This is a genomic window from Pectobacterium fontis (genome assembly GCF_000803215.1).
In the GTDB taxonomy this organism is placed as follows: domain Bacteria; phylum Pseudomonadota; class Gammaproteobacteria; order Enterobacterales; family Enterobacteriaceae; genus Pectobacterium; species Pectobacterium fontis.
Genome location: NZ_JSXC01000030.1, coordinates 69,234 through 85,181, shown reverse-complemented (window position 1 = coordinate 85,181; position 15,948 = coordinate 69,234). Strand labels below are relative to the sequence as shown.

The following is a 15,948-nucleotide window of genomic DNA, read 5'->3' as shown; positions in this document are numbered from 1 at the left end:
ATTATGGAAGCATGCTGACTATGGCTACTATTCATGTAGACGGCAAAGAGTATGAAGTAAACGGAGCAGACAACCTTCTGGAAGCTTGCCTGACTCTGGGACTTGATATTCCTTACTTTTGCTGGCACCCCGCGCTCGGGAGCGTCGGATCCTGCCGCCTCTGTGCGGTAAAACAGTATCAAAACGCGGAAGATACCCGTGGTCGTCTGGTGATGTCTTGTATGACACCAGCAACTCAGGGGACGTTCATCGCGATTGAAGACGAAGAAGCGAAACTATTCCGTAAGACGATAGTTGAGTTTCTAATGACCAACCACCCGCATGATTGTCCGGTGTGTGAGGAAGGCGGTAACTGTCATTTGCAGGATATGACAGTCATGACGGGGCAAAATTTCCGTCGCTATCGCTTCACCAAGCGTACTCACCGCAATCAGGATCTCGGGCCGTTCATTTCCCATGAAATGAACCGCTGTATCGCATGCTATCGCTGTGTGCGCTTCTACAAAGACTATGCGGATGGCAAAGATCTCGGCGTTTACGGCGCACATGACAACGTCTATTTCGGTCGCCCGGAAGACGGCACGCTGGAAAGCGAGTTCTCCGGTAATCTGGTTGAAGTGTGTCCTACCGGTGTATTTACCGATAAAACGCACTCCGAGCGCTATAACCGCAAATGGGATATGCAGTTTGCACCGAGCATCTGCCAGCAGTGCAGCATCGGCTGTAACACCAGCCCCGGTGAGCGCTATGGCGAACTGCGCCGTATCGAAAACCGTTTTAACGGTAGCGTAAACCACTATTTCCTGTGTGACCGTGGGCGTTTTGGTTACGGTTACGTCAACCAGAAAGATCGTCCTAACCAGCCACTTCAGCGTCGCGGTGCTGACTGGATTGCACTGAATGCCGATCAGGCACTGCAAGGTGCGGCGGATGTGCTGCGTCAGGCGAAGAAAACCATCGGTATTGGTTCGCCGCGTGCCAGCATTGAAAGTAACTTTGCCTTGCGCGAACTGGTGGGGGCAGAAAATTTCTACACCGGTATTGCGCAGGAAGAGCAGAATCGTCTGCAATTGATCCTGAAAGTGCTACGCGAAAGCGGTGTGAGAACGCCTGCGCTGCGTGAAATCGAAGGTTACGATGCGGTTCTGATTCTGGGCGAAGACTTAACGCAGACCGGCGCACGTATCGCTCTGGCCGTTCGTCAGGCAGTGAAAGGCAAAGCCCGCGAAATGGCGGCAGCGCAGAAAGTGGCTGACTGGCAGATTGCGGCGATCATGAACATTGGTCAGCATGCCAAGCATCCGCTGTTTGTCACCAACGTAGACAGCACACGTCTGGACGATATCGCTGCATGGAACTACCGTGCGCCGGTTGCCGATCAGGCGCGTCTTGGTTTTGCGATTGCCCACGGTCTGGATAGCAGCGCGCCTGCTGTCACCGATCTGGCCGCAGGTCTTGACCAGAAAGTCGATATCATCGTGCAGGCACTGGCCGGTGCGAAAAAACCTCTCATCATTTCCGGCACCAACGCCGGTAGCGAAGACGTGATCGCTGCGGCGGCAAACGTTGCCAAAGCGCTGAAAAATCGCGGTTCTGACGTTGGTATCACCTTTGTTGCGCCTGCTGCCAACAGCATCGGGTTGTCAATCATGGGTGGCGGTTCGCTGGATGACGCGTTGGCGCAGTTGGAAAACGGCGACGCTGACAGCGTAGTCGTTCTGGAGAACGATCTCTACCGTCATGCCCCGATCGCTCGCGTGGATGCCGCGCTGGAAAAAGTGGAAAACCTGATTGTGGTCGACCATCAGCGTACCCGCATCATGGATAAGGCCAGCCTCATTCTGTCTGCTGCCAGCTTCGCTGAAAGCGACGGGACATTGGTGAATCAGGAAGGCCGCGCTCAGCGTTTCTTCCAGGTCTATGACCCAACCTACTACAACGACAAGGTTGTGATGCTGGAAAGCTGGCGCTGGCTGCACTCGCTGTACATCACCTATAACAGCCGTCAGGTTGACTGGACGCAGTTGGATAACGTGATTGATGCGTGTGTTACTGCGCTGCCACAGCTTGCCGCGATCAAAGATGCCGCGCCGGACGCCTCGTTCCGTATTCGTGGTCAGAAACTGTCGCGTTCACCGATTCGCTCCAGTGGTCGTACGGCGATGCGCGCCAATATCAGCGTGCATGAACCGCGTCAGCCCGTTGATAAAGACACCATGTTTGCCTTCTCCATGGAAGGGAACAACAGCCCGACGGCTAATCGTCAGCAGATCCCGTTTGCCTGGGCGCCAGGCTGGAACTCACCGCAAGCCTGGAACAAATTTCAGGATGAAGTGGGTGGACATCTGCGTCACGGCGATCCGGGTGTGCGTCTGATTGAAGCTGGTGAAGGTTCACTGGCGTATTTCGATAACATTCCTGCGGCTTTCGTCCCACAAGCGGGTCAATGGCGTGTTGCGCCGTACTATCACCTGTTTGGCAGTGATGAAATGTCACAGCGTTCTGACGTGATCCGGCAGCGTATGCCTGAGCCTTACGTGATGGTGAATCCGGCTGATGCGGCAACGCTGGGCGTAAACGCGGGTGCGTTGCTGGAGTTGACCTGTGCAGGGCAAACATTACGTCTGCCACTGCGCTTAAGTGCGGAATTGGGTCAGGGACAGGTTGGTTTACCGCTGGGCTTACCGGGTATTGCGCCGGTGCTGGCGGGGGCAACCGTTGAAAATCTGCGGGAGGCCGCACAATGAGTTGGTTAACACCGGAATTAACCGAGATTCTGATCACCGTCGGCAAAGCGATTGTCATTCTGCTGGTGGTGGTGACCTGTGGCGCCTTCATGAGTATGGGTGAACGTCGATTGCTCGGCCTCTTCCAAGGGCGTTATGGGCCGAACCGGGTAGGTTGGGGCGGTTCATTACAGCTCGTCGCTGACATGATCAAAATGTTCTTCAAAGAAGACTGGGTGCCGAATTTTACCGATAAGGTGATCTTCACGCTGGCACCGATGATCGCGTTTACGTCAATGCTGATTGCCTTTGCGATTGTGCCGATCACGCCAACCTGGGGTGTCGCCGATCTGAACATCGGTATCCTGTTCTTCCTGATGATGGCGGGTCTGGCCGTTTACGCGGTGCTGTTTGCCGGCTGGGCGAGTAACAACAAATACTCGCTGTTGGGGGCGGTACGTGCTTCCGCTCAAACCGTGAGCTACGAGGTGTTCATCGGCCTGTCGCTGATGGGGGTTGTCGCACAGGCGGGCTCGTTCAACATGCGTGACATCGTCGATTCTCAGGAACATATCTGGAACGTCATCCCGCAGTTCTTTGGCTTTATTACGTTTGCCATCGCAGGCGTGGCGGTGTGTCACCGTCACCCATTTGACCAGCCTGAAGCCGAACAGGAGCTGGCCGATGGCTACCACATTGAATATTCCGGTATGAAATTCGGTCTGTTCTTCGTGGGGGAATATATCGGGATCGTGACGGTTTCCGCGCTGATGGTGACCTTATTCTTCGGTGGCTGGCATGGTCCGTTCCTGCCGCCGTTTGTCTGGTTTGCGCTAAAAACTGGCTTTTTCATGATGATGTTCATCCTGATTCGTGCTTCGTTACCCCGTCCTCGTTATGACCAGGTGATGGCTTTCGGTTGGAAAGTCTGTCTGCCGATAACGCTTTTGAATCTGCTGGCGACAGCGGCCGTCATTTTGTACAACGCTTAAGAAGGGGTGAATAAACCATGACATTGAAAGAGTTAGTGGTTGGTTTCGGCACCCAGATACGCAGTATCTGTATGGTGGGATCGAATGCTTTCAAGAAGCGCGAAACCAGAATGTATCCAGAAGAGCCTGTGAATCCACCGCCGCGCTACCGTGGTCGTATCGTGCTGACGCGCGATCCCGATGGCGAAGAGCGTTGCGTGGCCTGCAACCTGTGTGCGGTGGCCTGTCCGGTCGGCTGTATTTCATTGCAGAAAGCGGAAACCAAAGATGGTCGCTGGTATCCCGAGTTCTTCCGCGTCAACTTCTCACGCTGCATTTTCTGTGGCTTCTGTGAAGAAGCGTGCCCGACAACGGCTATTCAGTTGACGCCGGATTTTGAAATGGGCGATTACAAACGTCAGGATCTGGTGTACGAGAAAGAAGATCTGCTGATATCGGGGCCGGGTAAATATCCGGAATATAATTTCTACCGGATGGCCGGTATGGCAATCGATGGGAAAGATAAAGGCGAAGCGGAAAACGAAGCCAAACCTATTGATGTCAAAGGCCTGTTGCCCTAAGGAGCTAGCATGGAATTCGCTTTTTATACCACAGGCTTGATTGCGATATTGGCGACGTTGCGCGTCATTACGCATACCAATCCTGTGCATGCATTGTTGTATATGGTTACTTCGCTGATGGCGATTGCGGGCGTCTTTTTCTCGCTAGGGGCTAATTTTGCCGGTGCGCTGAGCATCATCGTGTATGCGGGTGCCATCATGGTGCTGTTCGTGTTCGTGGTGATGATGCTTAACCTCGGTAATTCCGTCGAAGAACAAGAGCGGAATTGGCTGAAACCGAGTGCCTGGGTCGGCCCAAGTATTCTTTCACTGGCATTACTGGTGATTGTCGTCAACGCCATTCTTAGTCTCAAAGAGCAGGGAATCACTGGCGCGCCTGTTGAAGCGAAAGCGGTGGGTATCAGCCTGTTTGGTCCTTATGTTCTGGCCGTTGAACTGGCGTCAATGCTGCTGTTGGCGGGATTGGTGGTTGCTTTCCACATCGGTCGTGAAGATAAACGTGGTGACGTTGTCAGTAAAGAAGACGCGAACCAGGATGTTGAGAAAAAAATAACGGGGGAACGCGCATGATTCCGTTACAACATGGATTGATTTTAGCCGCTATCCTGTTTGCTTTGGGGCTGACTGGTCTGTTAATTCGTCGTAACCTGCTGTTTATGTTGATCAGTCTCGAAATTATGATCAACGCTGCCGCGCTGGCCTTTGTTGTCGCAGGCAGTTACTGGCAGCAGCCGGATGGTCAGGTGATGTACATTCTGGCGATTACGCTGGCAGCGGCCGAGGCCAGTATTGGTCTGGCGCTGTTGTTACAGATGTATCGTCGTCGTCAGACCCTGAATATTGATACAGTCAGTGAGATGCGCGGATGAACCTACTCTATTTAACCATACTCTTTCCGCTGCTCGGCTTTCTGTTGCTGGCATTTTCCCGCGGTCGCTGGTCGGAAAACACATCCGCGACAGTTGGTGTTGGCTCGATTGGTCTGGCAGCGTTGGTGACCGCCTGGGTTGTGGTCGATTTCATGGGCCAACAGCACGGTGGTGTCACCTTCTTTAACCAACATCTGTGGACGTGGATGGCTGTCGGCAATTTCGACATCAGCGTCACGCTGACCCTCGATGGCCTGTCGGTGACGATGCTGTCCGTGGTGACGGGCGTCGGCTTCTTTATTCACCTGTTTGCTTCCTGGTATATGCGTGGAGAAGAGGGATATTCCCGTTTCTTCGCCTACACCAACCTGTTTATCGCGAGTATGGTCGTTTTGGTACTGGCCGATAACCTGTTGCTGATGTACCTCGGTTGGGAAGGGGTAGGGCTGTGCAGCTACCTGTTGATCGGTTTCTACTACACCAATCCGAAAAATGGCGCGGCAGCAATGAAGGCCTTTATCGTGACCCGCGTCGGTGACGTCTTCCTCGCCTTTGCGCTGTTCATCCTTTACAAAGAGCTGGGTACGCTTAACTTCCGCGAGCTGATGGTTCTGGCTCCGCAGAAACTGGCTGAAGGTTCACCGGAAATCACCTGGGCGACGCTGATGCTGCTGGGTGGTGCGGTCGGTAAATCGGCACAGTTGCCGTTGCAAACCTGGCTGGCGGATGCGATGGCGGGGCCAACGCCGGTTTCTGCGTTGATTCACGCCGCCACGATGGTGACAGCGGGGGTTTACCTGATTGCCCGTACCAACGGTCTGTTCCTGATGGCACCGGATGTTCTGCATCTGGTGGGCATTGTGGGTGCCGTAACGCTGGTGCTGGCGGGTTTTGCCGCTCTGGTGCAAACCGACATCAAGCGCGTGCTGGCCTATTCCACCATGAGCCAGATTGGCTACATGTTCCTGGCGCTGGGCGTTCAGGCATGGGATGCCGCGATTTTCCACCTGATGACGCACGCGTTCTTCAAAGCGCTGCTGTTCCTCTCTTCTGGTTCGGTGATTCTGGCCTGCCACCACGAGCAGAACATCTTCAAGATGGGCGGCCTGCGTAAAACGATTCCGCTGGTTTATGTCTGCTTCCTGGTCGGGGGCGCGGCGCTGGCTGCACTGCCGCTGGTGACCGCGGGCTTCTTCAGTAAAGACGAGATTCTGGCTGGCGCATGGGCAAATGGTCACATCAATCTGATGGTGGCGGGATTGGCCGGTGCTTTCATGACCTCGCTGTATACGTTCCGTATGATTTTCATCGTGTTCCATGGTGAAGAGAAAACCAAAGCGCATGCAGGAAAAGGCATTTCTCACCACTTACCGCTGGTTGTGCTGATGATTTTGTCCACCTTTATTGGTGCGATGATTGTTCCGCCGTTGCACGGTGTATTGCCCGCGACGACTGAGCTTGAACACGGTCAGTTGGTGACGCTGGAAATTACCTCTGGCGTGGTGGCGATTGCCGGTATTCTGCTTGCCGCTGCGCTGTGGCTGGGTAAACGTCAGGCAGTGAGCAGTATCGCGAAGAGTGCGCCGGGCCGTTTCTTCTCGACCTGGTGGTTCCATGCGTGGGGCTTCGACTGGCTGTATGACCATGTCTTTGTTAAACCGTATCTGGCTATCGCGACGCTGTTGCAGCGTGACCCGCTGAATGGGCTGATGACCCTTCCTGCAACGATTACCCGCTGGGGTAATCGTGGGCTGGCGCTCAGTGCGAATGGTCAATTGCGCTGGTATGTTGCCTCAATGGGCTTTGGTGCCGTACTGGTGCTGGCCTTGCTGCTGCTGGTGTAACGCAGTATCCGGTAACGTATGAAAGGCAGGGCATTCCGCAGACAGGGATGCCCACCACGGCAAGTTTTCAGATTTCTTTAATTTAGGGACACAAAACGCCATGCTACTACCTTGGCTAATTCTTCTCCCCTTTATCGGCGGGCTGCTGTGCTGGCAGTTAGAGCGTTTTGGTACGAAAGTGCCGCGCTGGATAGCGTTGATTGCAATGGGGCTGACACTCGTGCTGTCTTTGCAACTGTGGTTGCAAGGCGGTTACTCCTTGGTTGCACCAAAAGGTGTACCGGATTGGCAGGCCGAATACTATGTACCGTGGATCCCGCGTTTTGGCATCGGCATTCATCTTGCGCTGGACGGCCTGTCGCTGCTGATGGTGGTACTGACCGGTTTGCTGGGCGTGTTGGCAATCCTCTGTTCCTGGAATGAGATTCAGCGCTATCAGGGCTTCTTCCACCTGAACCTGCTGTGGATTCTGGGCGGCGTCATCGGTGTATTCCTGGCCATCGACCTGTTCCTGTTCTTCTTCTTCTGGGAAATGATGCTGGTGCCGATGTACTTCCTGATTGCACTGTGGGGGCATAAAGGCTCTGACGGTAAAACCAGAATCACGGCGGCGACCAAGTTCTTCATCTACACCCAGGCAAGCGGCCTGATCATGTTGATTGCGATTCTGGCGCTGGTGTTTGTGCATCACAATGCGACGGGTGTCTGGACGTTCAACTATGAAGACCTGCTGAAGACGCCGATGTCATACGGTGTTGAATATCTGCTGATGCTGGGCTTCTTCATCGCATTTGCGGTAAAAATGCCGGTTGTACCGCTGCACGGCTGGTTGCCGGATGCACACAGTCAGGCGCCGACCGCAGGTTCTGTTGACCTCGCGGGGATCCTGTTGAAAACGGCGGCCTATGGTCTGCTGCGTTTCAGCCTGCCGCTGTTCCCGAACGCTTCCCACGCCTTTGCACCGATTGCCATGTGGCTGGGTGTGATTGGTATCTTCTACGGTGCCTGGCTGGCGTTCAAACAGACGGATATCAAACGCCTGATTGCTTACACGTCGGTGTCCCACATGGGCTTCGTGATGATTGCCATCTATTCCGGTAATCAACTGGCTTATCAGGGCGCGGTAATTCAGATGATTGCGCACGGCTTGTCTGCTGCGGGTCTGTTTATTCTGTGCGGTCAACTGTACGAGCGTTTGCATACCCGTGACATGCGCGAAATGGGCGGCCTGTGGGCGCGTTTGAAATACCTGCCTGCGCTGTCGCTATTCTTTGCTGTGGCGACATTGGGGATGCCAGGAACGGGCAACTTTGTTGGCGAATTCATGATTCTGTTCGGCAGCTATCAGGTTGTGCCGATGATTACGGTGATCTCAACCTTCGGTCTGGTGTTTGCGTCCGTCTACTCACTGATCATGATGCAGCGTGCTTACTACGGTGCGCCTAAATCCGATCAGCCCTTGAAGAGCATGTCGTTGCGCGAATTGTCTATCGTGATGCTGCTGGTGGTATTACTGGTGCTGTTAGGGGTTTACCCGCAACCGATTCTGGATACCTCCAGTGCCGCGATGTCAAATATCCAGCAGTGGTTTATGTCGTCTGCTCCAGATTCAATTATTTCAACAACAAGGCCGTAATTCGCCATGACAATAACTCTTCAACAACTAATTGCGCTATCGCCGCTGTTGATCGTCGGATTGACGGTAGTGGTTGTGATGCTGTGCATTGCGTGGCGACGCAACCATTTTGTCAACGCAACCATGACGGTTATCGGCCTGAATATTGCGTTGCTGTCACTGTACTTTGTCGGCCAGGCTGGCCCAACGGACGTGACGCCGCTGCTGCGTGTTGATGGCTTCTCGATGTTCTATACCGGACTTGTGCTGCTGGCTAGCCTGGCAACCAGCACGTTTGCCTACCCGTGGCTGCAAGGCTACCCAGACAACCGTGATGAGTTCTATCTGCTGGTGCTGATTGCGGCATTGGGTGGGATCCTGCTGTCGAGCGCTAACCATCTGGCTTCGCTGTTCATCGGGATTGAACTCCTGTCTTTACCGCTGTTTGGTCTGGTCGGCTATGCCTTCCGCCTGAAGCGTTCGCTGGAAGCCAGTATTAAATACATGCTGCTGTCGGCGGCGGCGTCTTCCTTCCTGCTATTTGGTATGGCGCTGATTTATGCTGAATCTGGCGATATGAGCTTTGCCAGTCTCGGCAAGAGCCTGAGCGATCACCAAATCCATGAGCCGCTGTTGCTGGCTGGCTTGGGGATGATGATTGTTGGTCTGGGCTTCAAACTGTCTCTGGTGCCGTTTCAACTCTGGACGCCCGATGTGTATCAGGGTGCGCCTGCACCTGTCTCTACCTTTCTGGCGACAGCCGGTAAGATTGCGGTGTTCGGTGCGGTCATGCGCTTGTTCCTGTACGCGCCAATGGCTGACAGCGAATCGGTCAGGATCGTGCTGGGCGTTATCGCGTTTGCGTCGATCCTGTTCGGTAACGTGATGGCGGTATCGCAAACCAATATCAAGCGTCTGCTCGGTTACTCGTCCATTGCACATCTGGGCTATCTGCTGGTTGCCCTGATCGCGGTGCAGAGTCATCAACTGGCACTGGAAACGGTTGGCGTTTATCTGGTGGGTTACCTGTTCAGCAGCCTGGGCGCGTTTGGTGTCGTTAGCCTGATGTCCAGCCCTTACCGTGGCCCGGATGCCGATTCACTGTTCTCTTACCGTGGCTTGTTCTGGCATAAACCGATCCTGTCTGCGGTGATGACAGTAATGATGCTCTCGCTGGCGGGTATCCCGATGACACTAGGCTTCTTCGGTAAATTCTACGTGTTAGCAGTGGGCGTGAATGCGGAACTGTGGTGGTTGACGGGTGCAGTGGTGCTGGGTAGTGCGATTGGTTTGTACTACTACCTGCGTGTGATGGTGAGCCTGTATCTGAGTGCTCCTCAACAGCTTCAGCGTGATACGCCAAATAATTGGGCCTTAACGGCAGGTGGGGTGGTCGTTTTGATCTCCTCCATCGCGGTTCTGTTCTTTGGTTTGTACCCGCAGCCGTTAATCTCTTTGGTGCAATTGGCGCAGCCAATGATGTAACCACCGACGAGAGTGAGTGGGATAATGAAGCGCCGTTGATGAGAGTCGACGGCGTTTTTTTATGGCGAGCTTCCTGCTCGCTACCCTGCGTTTTTTTATGTCATAAAAAATACGTTTTAGGAATGATCTGGTCTGTTGAAGCCGCAGAAGTCAGGAAAAGTTGTCTATAGTTAACAAGGTACAATTTGTCATTCATAACTTTTCATAACAGAAGGGAGCACTTTAATGGCAGCGACAAAAAAACAGCCTGAAGAAATTCGTGTTGATGATGATTTAAAACTTCTGTCTGAAACGCTGGATGAAGTACTGCGCTATACGGGCGATCAGGCAGATCAAGCCTATCTTGATTTGAAAAAGGGCGCAGAAAAAGCGCTGCTGGAAGTTAAAGCCCGTATTGGTGTAACTGACAGTTATTATGCGCGTGCCAAGCAGGTGGCCGATAAAGCGGATGTTTACGTGCATGACAAACCTTGGCACGGTATCGGCATCGGTACTACCGTAGGTCTGGTGTTGGGATTACTCTTGGCTAAGCGTTAACGTCAGCCAATCGCGTTGGCTGAGGTTTACTTCTGAAGTATCTATTGACGTCACTGACAATTATTGGCGTCATTGACAATGTAGCGGGGTAACCCGCTACATCTTTCGATAGTGACTATTCCTGAATTTTATCCTCTTTTTCCTCTATGCCTTGTACCCAATAGGCCGACTCAAACGGGCGTAGCGTCAGCACTGCTGGCTGGGGTTGTGCATCAGCATAATTGCTTAATAACAGACGCCAGCGACGCCCATGGGTATCAATGGGAGGTTGCCAATGCTGAGGCTGTTTGCTGAGATTTGCCAAAACCAGAAGCCGCTGTCCTTCCCAGGTGCGCTGATAGCACCAGACATTTGGGTCATCTGGCAGCAAATCCTGATAGTCTCCGTGTGTTAGCAGCGGTAGCGCTTTACGCATAGCGATAAGCTGCTGGTAGGTATAGAAAACCGAATCGGTATTCGCCAGCGCCTGTCCGGCATTGATTTGAGAGGCATTCTTGCAGGGCGCGATCCACGGTGTTCCGGTCGTGAATCCCGCATGATTGCTGTCATCCCACTGCATCGGTGTGCGGCCGTTATCGCGTGATTTACTAGCAAGGATCGTCAGGATCGATTCGTCAGGCTGCCCCTGTTCGCGCTGCTGCGCAAATTGATTCAGACTTTCAATATCACGGTATTGCTCAATCTGCGTATAGCCGGGGTTGGTCATCCCAAGTTCTTCACCCTGATAAATATAGGGGGTGCCCTGCATGCCATGCAGCACCATTGCCAGCATCTTAGCGGATTGCACCCGGAACTCACCTTCATCGCCAAAACGTGACACGATACGGGGCTGATCGTGGTTACACCAGAACAACGCATTCCAGGCGCGGTTGTGCATCCCCTGCTGCCAGTGATTAAAAATGTGTTTAAGCTGGATGAAATCAGGTTCCGCCAGCGTCCATTTTTCCCCATTCGGGTAATCCACTTTCAGGTGGTGAAAATTGAATGTCATGGAGAGTTCGCTACCGTTCAGCGCAGCGTAGCGGCGGCAGTGCTCCAGCGAGGTAGATGACATTTCACCAACCGTCATCAAGCCGCGTGGCTGAAAAACATCCCGACTAAACTCCTGCAAGTAATCATGAATCAGAGGGCCATCGGTATAGAAACGCCGTCCATCGCCCTGAGTATCCGACGGGAAATTCTGCTGTTTGGAGACCAGATTGATCACGTCAAGCCGTAGCCCATCTACGCCTTTATCCGCCCAAAATTCACAGACCTGCTTTAATTCATCGCGCACGCGCGGGTGCTCCCAATTGAGATCGGCCTGCTCAGTGGCGAAAAGATGCAGGTAGTACTGTTTACTTTTTTCGTGCCACTGCCAGGCTGGGCCGCCAAATTTTGAACGCCAGTTATTGGGGGGCGCGCCGTCGCTACCCTCACGCCAAATGTAAAAGTGGCGATAGGGACTGCGGCGATCCTGCGCATTCTGGAACCAGTGATGCTGGGTAGACGTATGGTTGAACACCATATCCATGACGATGCGGATACGCCGACGATGCGCTTCTGCGATTAACGTTTCCATATCGGCCATTGTGCCGTAGCTTGGGTCGATGTCGCAGTAGTCAGCGACATCATAGCCGTTATCTACCTGAGGAGAGAGGTAAACCGGCGTCAGCCAGATAGCGTCAATACCTAACTGTTGCAGATAATCGAGTCGGGTTGTGATACCCGCGATGTCGCCAATGCCATTTCCGGTACTGTCCTGAAAGCTCTTCGGGTAGATTTGATAAATTACGCCGTTTTGCCACCAGGGAAGCGAGGTAGTCATGCACAATCCTCCTAATCTATGTGTGGTCGCTATGCGGGATCCAACTTGCCAGTGCGGCTTTTACGTTTATAGACCAGCGATGTCAGCACAATTGGGATGACAGCAGCCACTAGCATAGCGAGGGCGAAGATCCCCCAAAACTGTGGCTTGATAGAAAGAATACCCGGCAGCCCACCGACGCCGATACCATTCGCCGTTACACCGTACAGGCCGCAAATGAGCGCGGCGGCGGCGGAACCGATCATGGCACACAGCATGGGAAAGCGGTATTTCAGGTTGATACCGTACATCGCCGGTTCGGTCACGCCAAGAAAAGCGGAAATCGCGGCGGGGACAGAGATTTCTCGTTCGTTGGCTTTCCGGCTAACCAGAATTACCCCGACAACGGCAGCCGCCTGCGCAATATTGGACAGGGCGATAAGCGGCCAAACTGGCGTACCGCCCATACTTTGGATCATCTGCATATCAATCGCCAGCGTCGTTTGGTGTACGCCCGTGACGACCAGCGGTGCATACAGGAAGCCAAACAATGCGGCGCCAAGAGGAGCGAAGCTGCCTGTCATCACGGCCTTAACGGCCCAGGCGACGCCATCACCGATCATACGACCAAACGGTCCAATTAACGTATGCGCCAGAAACACAGCCAAAATAAGCGAAGTGACGGGCACCACCACCAGATAAAGATAATCAGGCACGATTTTTTTCAGTCGTATTTCGATCAATGCCAGCGCCATCCCGGCTAATACGGAAGGGATTACCTGCGCCTGATAGCCTATCTTCTCAATCGTGAACCAGCCAAAATTCCACACTTCCGGCGTTTGCTGCCCAATGAGATAAGCATTCATTAACTGCGGCGACACCAGCGTGATGCCAAGCACGATGCCGAGGATAGGCGTACCGCCCATTTTGCGTACAGTTGACCAGCAGACCGCAACGGGAAGGTAGAAGAAGATGGCTTCACCCAACAGCCAGAGGAAATCGTAGACGGTTTTCCAGGTCGGATAGATCTGTACCAGCGTTTGCCCGTCGCGCATCGGGATATCGCCGATCACGTTTCGCGCTCCGAGGATCAAGCCCCCGCTGATGAGCGCGGGAAGCAGCGGAAAAAAGATCTCGGCAAAATGTGAAATACTGCGCTCGAAGACGCTCATATTCTGGCGGGCGGCGACTTTGGCTTCTTCTTTGTTGATTTCGCCTTTGCCCGTGGTGGCGAGTAGCGCTTTGTAGTACTCATCCACGTCGGTGCCGATGACAACCTGAAATTGCCCGGCATTGGTAAAACACCCTTTGACGATACGCATCTCTTCGATGTTCTTGGGATGGGCTTTAGAGGCGTCGTGCAAGACGAATCGCAGGCGAGTGATGCAGTGCGTGACAGCCGCGATATTCTCGCGCCCGCCAACCAGTTCGATCAGACGATCAATATCCTGTTGCTTAACTTTACTCATAGTGATGTCCTTTTTATCTTTTAGCGCAGACGTAGGGGACGTGCAGCAAGTACAGTCAGAGAAAAGCATAGTCTGTTAATGGTGATCCTGCCGGGAAAGGAAAATGCACTGGGCTGTTTTTAAAAGAGAATGTTCAGGCATGCGGTATGCTGCACAAATCTGCGGTGTGCGAGTAGACAAAAAGGGAGAGAGGTAAATGGGGGCAGAAAAACAAAAGCCGCCAGTAGGAGGCGGCTTTAGAGATTGTTTATATCACAATCAGAACGGGCTGATGACAGACCCAATACGTTCGCAGTAACTGACATAAACATCTCCCATTCTTTTAAAGAATTTGCTGATTTTGCGCATCATTTTCATTATCAGGCTCCTCTAACGGGTTAATTAAATGTGATGTACATCACGTTTTTAATGGTAGCGAAGATGAAATGATATTTCAACATTTTTGTGATGTTAATCACAAAAATATAACGATTAAATAAATGAGACACGCGTAAGAGGTGAAAACCTGATTCACGATGGGCTGTCCAGCGAATCAGGCCAGTGCGTCGGTGAGGTCAGGCGGGATAGTGATAAATGTGATGATCGAACCACTGTTCGCCAATCTTCTCGGCGTCTTTTTTCGTGTGATGAAAACGGAAGCCAAGCCGTTGGGCAACGGCGTTGCTGCGTGTATTGGCGGTTGAAGCCCTGATGACGCAGCGTTCAACGAGGTGTGCATAGGTATAGGCAGCGATCAGCGTGCTAACGGCCAGAGAAATGATCCCCTTGCCTTCAAAGGCTTCGGCAATCCAGTAGCCGATAACCCCTTCTTTATTCTGAATCGTATTGAAGGAGACGATACCCGCCAACGCGTCATCCCAGTGGATAACGTATACAGCCGATGTTTTCGCGAAGAATGCCTCTCTGTTGCTGCGAATGGTTTCACGCGTGTCATCGACAGTCTTGACGGAGTCCGGCCAGGGTAGCGTTCGCCGCAAGCGCGTTTTTTCCTGCTGGATCAAGGCAAAGAGTGCATCGGCGTCACTTTCTTCCTGTATTGTCAGCCGCAAGTGGGGGGCGTGTCGTAATTCACGCAATGTGTCTGTAACGGGCGCTTTCATAAGATTCCTTCCATTAAGGCTGCAACGTGCCGTCAACGACCGTGACGCTGTGACCACCGATCCACGGTTCATCATTTAGATAAGTTACGGTAATGCGACCATCGCAGTGCAGCATGGTGCCCTGTCGGGCAAGGTAGCTGAGCGGGGCGGTGACATCATTTATGGAATGCTGCTGGCGCATCAGCACAGCCAGACAAGCATTGGCGCTGCCCGTCACGGGATCCTCTTTGAGATGACCACGCTCAATATAGAATGCACGAACCTCGTAATCGGCGGGTGTCGCGTTGTCGTGCGGGCCATAGATGGCGATGCCGTTGGTCTGACTGAGATCTTGCACGGAGGAGAGCGCGTCTGCATCGGGTACGATGCTCAGGCAGGTGTCAGCGCTGTCGACACGAATCACCAGCCAGCGAATGCCCATATGCACGGCGGTGGGCGGATAGCGTTTATCGAGACTGGCGCGGCCAGTGCCAGTCATACCCAGCGTTTTTTCCAGCAGTGGCGTGTGCGCATCGTCAAAGGGAACGATGGTGGCTTCTGGCGCGTGAAACGCCAGGCTCCCGTCATCATGGATATTGATTGGCACGAGGCCAATTCCGCATTGTTGTACGAGCTGCCCTGGAGATTTAGGGCGTAATCCTTCTTCCAGCAGAGCATGTGCGGTGCCGAGCGTAGGGTGTCCGGCAAAGGGCAATTCCGACGCTGGCGTAAAAATGCGTACGTGATAATCCGCCAGAGGATCGGTGGCTGGCAGGACAAACGTGGTTTCCGACAGGTTTGTCCAACGCGCGATATCCTGCATTTGCGCATCGGTTAGCCCATTTGCTTCCAGAATGACGGCGAGCGGATTGCCTTTGAAAGGCTGCTGGGTAAAAACGTCGACCTGCTTGAAACGACGTACTATAGGCATCGCATTTCTCTCCTGTATGCGCTGTCGCTTAAATATTACGCAAAACTAACCGCGA

The 15,948-nt window shown here is 53.2% G+C and carries 13 protein-coding genes; 9 read left to right on the top strand and 4 right to left on the bottom strand.

Annotated elements, in window-relative coordinates:
• Window positions 1-20: 20 nt before the first annotated feature.
• The 9 genes from nuoG to elaB all read left to right on the top strand — a co-directional run bounded on the left by nuoG (window position 21) and on the right by elaB (window position 10,628).
• Window positions 21-2,747, top strand: coding sequence for an NADH-quinone oxidoreductase subunit NuoG (nuoG, locus tag OI69_RS09730; RefSeq protein ID WP_039349610.1), 2,727 nt, complete (start codon window positions 21-23; stop codon window positions 2,745-2,747).
• Window positions 2,744-3,718, top strand: a complete 975-nt coding sequence (gene nuoH / locus OI69_RS09725) for an NADH-quinone oxidoreductase subunit NuoH (RefSeq protein WP_039349378.1) — start codon at window positions 2,744-2,746, stop codon at window positions 3,716-3,718. The genes nuoG and nuoH overlap by 4 nt, the downstream gene beginning before the upstream one ends.
• A gap of 17 nt (window positions 3,719-3,735) precedes the next feature.
• Window positions 3,736-4,278 carry an NADH-quinone oxidoreductase subunit NuoI gene (gene nuoI, locus OI69_RS09720; RefSeq protein ID WP_010278884.1) on the top strand — a complete coding sequence of 181 codons (543 nt, stop codon included), beginning with the start codon at window positions 3,736-3,738 and terminating at the stop codon, window positions 4,276-4,278.
• Between the two features lie 9 nt (window positions 4,279-4,287).
• Window positions 4,288-4,848, top strand: a complete 561-nt coding sequence (gene nuoJ / locus OI69_RS09715) for an NADH-quinone oxidoreductase subunit J (RefSeq protein ID WP_039349376.1) — start codon at window positions 4,288-4,290, stop codon at window positions 4,846-4,848.
• A complete protein-coding gene (gene nuoK, locus OI69_RS09710) occupies window positions 4,845-5,147 on the top strand; it encodes an NADH-quinone oxidoreductase subunit NuoK (RefSeq protein WP_039298419.1) in 303 nt (100 codons plus the stop codon). Before nuoJ ends, nuoK begins: the two co-directional genes overlap by 4 nt.
• A complete protein-coding gene (nuoL, locus tag OI69_RS09705; RefSeq protein ID WP_039349374.1) occupies window positions 5,144-6,991 on the top strand; it encodes an NADH-quinone oxidoreductase subunit L in 1,848 nt (615 codons plus the stop codon). Before nuoK ends, nuoL begins: the two co-directional genes overlap by 4 nt.
• 100 nt (window positions 6,992-7,091) lie before the next feature.
• Entirely contained in the window at window positions 7,092-8,627 is a 1,536-nt protein-coding gene (nuoM, locus tag OI69_RS09700; protein WP_039349373.1) for an NADH-quinone oxidoreductase subunit M, read from the top strand.
• A gap of 6 nt (window positions 8,628-8,633) precedes the next feature.
• The gene (gene nuoN / locus OI69_RS09695; protein ID WP_039349370.1) at window positions 8,634-10,091 is read left to right on the top strand and encodes an NADH-quinone oxidoreductase subunit NuoN; all 1,458 of its coding nucleotides are present in this window, start codon (window positions 8,634-8,636) and stop codon (window positions 10,089-10,091) included.
• A 225-nt stretch (window positions 10,092-10,316) separates the two neighbouring features.
• Entirely contained in the window at window positions 10,317-10,628 is a 312-nt protein-coding gene (elaB, locus tag OI69_RS09690) for a stress response protein ElaB (protein WP_039349367.1), read from the top strand.
• Between the two features lie 115 nt (window positions 10,629-10,743).
• Here the strand turns inward: elaB and treC are convergent, their stop codons facing one another.
• From treC to OI69_RS09670, 4 genes are all read right to left on the bottom strand, one after another.
• Window positions 10,744-12,435 carry an alpha,alpha-phosphotrehalase gene (treC, locus tag OI69_RS09685; RefSeq protein ID WP_039349364.1) on the bottom strand — a complete coding sequence of 564 codons (1,692 nt, stop codon included), beginning with the start codon at window positions 12,433-12,435 and terminating at the stop codon, window positions 10,744-10,746.
• A gap of 29 nt (window positions 12,436-12,464) precedes the next feature.
• A complete protein-coding gene (gene treB / locus OI69_RS09680) occupies window positions 12,465-13,883 on the bottom strand; it encodes a PTS trehalose transporter subunit IIBC (RefSeq protein WP_039349361.1) in 1,419 nt (472 codons plus the stop codon).
• Between the two features lie 554 nt (window positions 13,884-14,437).
• A complete protein-coding gene (locus OI69_RS09675; RefSeq protein WP_039349358.1) occupies window positions 14,438-14,983 on the bottom strand; it encodes a GNAT family N-acetyltransferase in 546 nt (181 codons plus the stop codon).
• A gap of 13 nt (window positions 14,984-14,996) precedes the next feature.
• Window positions 14,997-15,893, bottom strand: coding sequence for a PhzF family phenazine biosynthesis protein (locus OI69_RS09670; protein WP_039349355.1), 897 nt, complete (start codon window positions 15,891-15,893; stop codon window positions 14,997-14,999).
• Window positions 15,894-15,948 lie beyond the last annotated feature (55 nt).

Excerpts from the sequence above, each read along its gene's own strand:
- nuoG (WP_039349610.1), top strand. The coding sequence starts at position 21 with ATGGCTACTATTCATGTAGACGGCAAAGAGTATGAAGTAAACGGAGCA.
- nuoH (WP_039349378.1), top strand. The coding sequence starts at position 2,744 with ATGAGTTGGTTAACACCGGAATTAACCGAGATTCTGATCACCGTCGGC.
- nuoI (WP_010278884.1), top strand. The coding sequence starts at position 3,736 with ATGACATTGAAAGAGTTAGTGGTTGGTTTCGGCACCCAGATACGCAGT.
- nuoJ (WP_039349376.1), top strand. The coding sequence starts at position 4,288 with ATGGAATTCGCTTTTTATACCACAGGCTTGATTGCGATATTGGCGACG.
- nuoK (WP_039298419.1), top strand. The coding sequence starts at position 4,845 with ATGATTCCGTTACAACATGGATTGATTTTAGCCGCTATCCTGTTTGCT.
- nuoL (WP_039349374.1), top strand. The coding sequence starts at position 5,144 with ATGAACCTACTCTATTTAACCATACTCTTTCCGCTGCTCGGCTTTCTG.
- nuoM (WP_039349373.1), top strand. The coding sequence starts at position 7,092 with ATGCTACTACCTTGGCTAATTCTTCTCCCCTTTATCGGCGGGCTGCTG.
- nuoN (WP_039349370.1), top strand. The coding sequence starts at position 8,634 with ATGACAATAACTCTTCAACAACTAATTGCGCTATCGCCGCTGTTGATC.
- elaB (WP_039349367.1), top strand. The coding sequence starts at position 10,317 with ATGGCAGCGACAAAAAAACAGCCTGAAGAAATTCGTGTTGATGATGAT.
- treC (WP_039349364.1), bottom strand. The coding sequence starts at position 12,435 with ATGACTACCTCGCTTCCCTGGTGGCAAAACGGCGTAATTTATCAAATC.
- treB (WP_039349361.1), bottom strand. The coding sequence starts at position 13,883 with ATGAGTAAAGTTAAGCAACAGGATATTGATCGTCTGATCGAACTGGTT.
- OI69_RS09675 (WP_039349358.1), bottom strand. The coding sequence starts at position 14,983 with ATGAAAGCGCCCGTTACAGACACATTGCGTGAATTACGACACGCCCCC.
- OI69_RS09670 (WP_039349355.1), bottom strand. The coding sequence starts at position 15,893 with ATGCCTATAGTACGTCGTTTCAAGCAGGTCGACGTTTTTACCCAGCAG.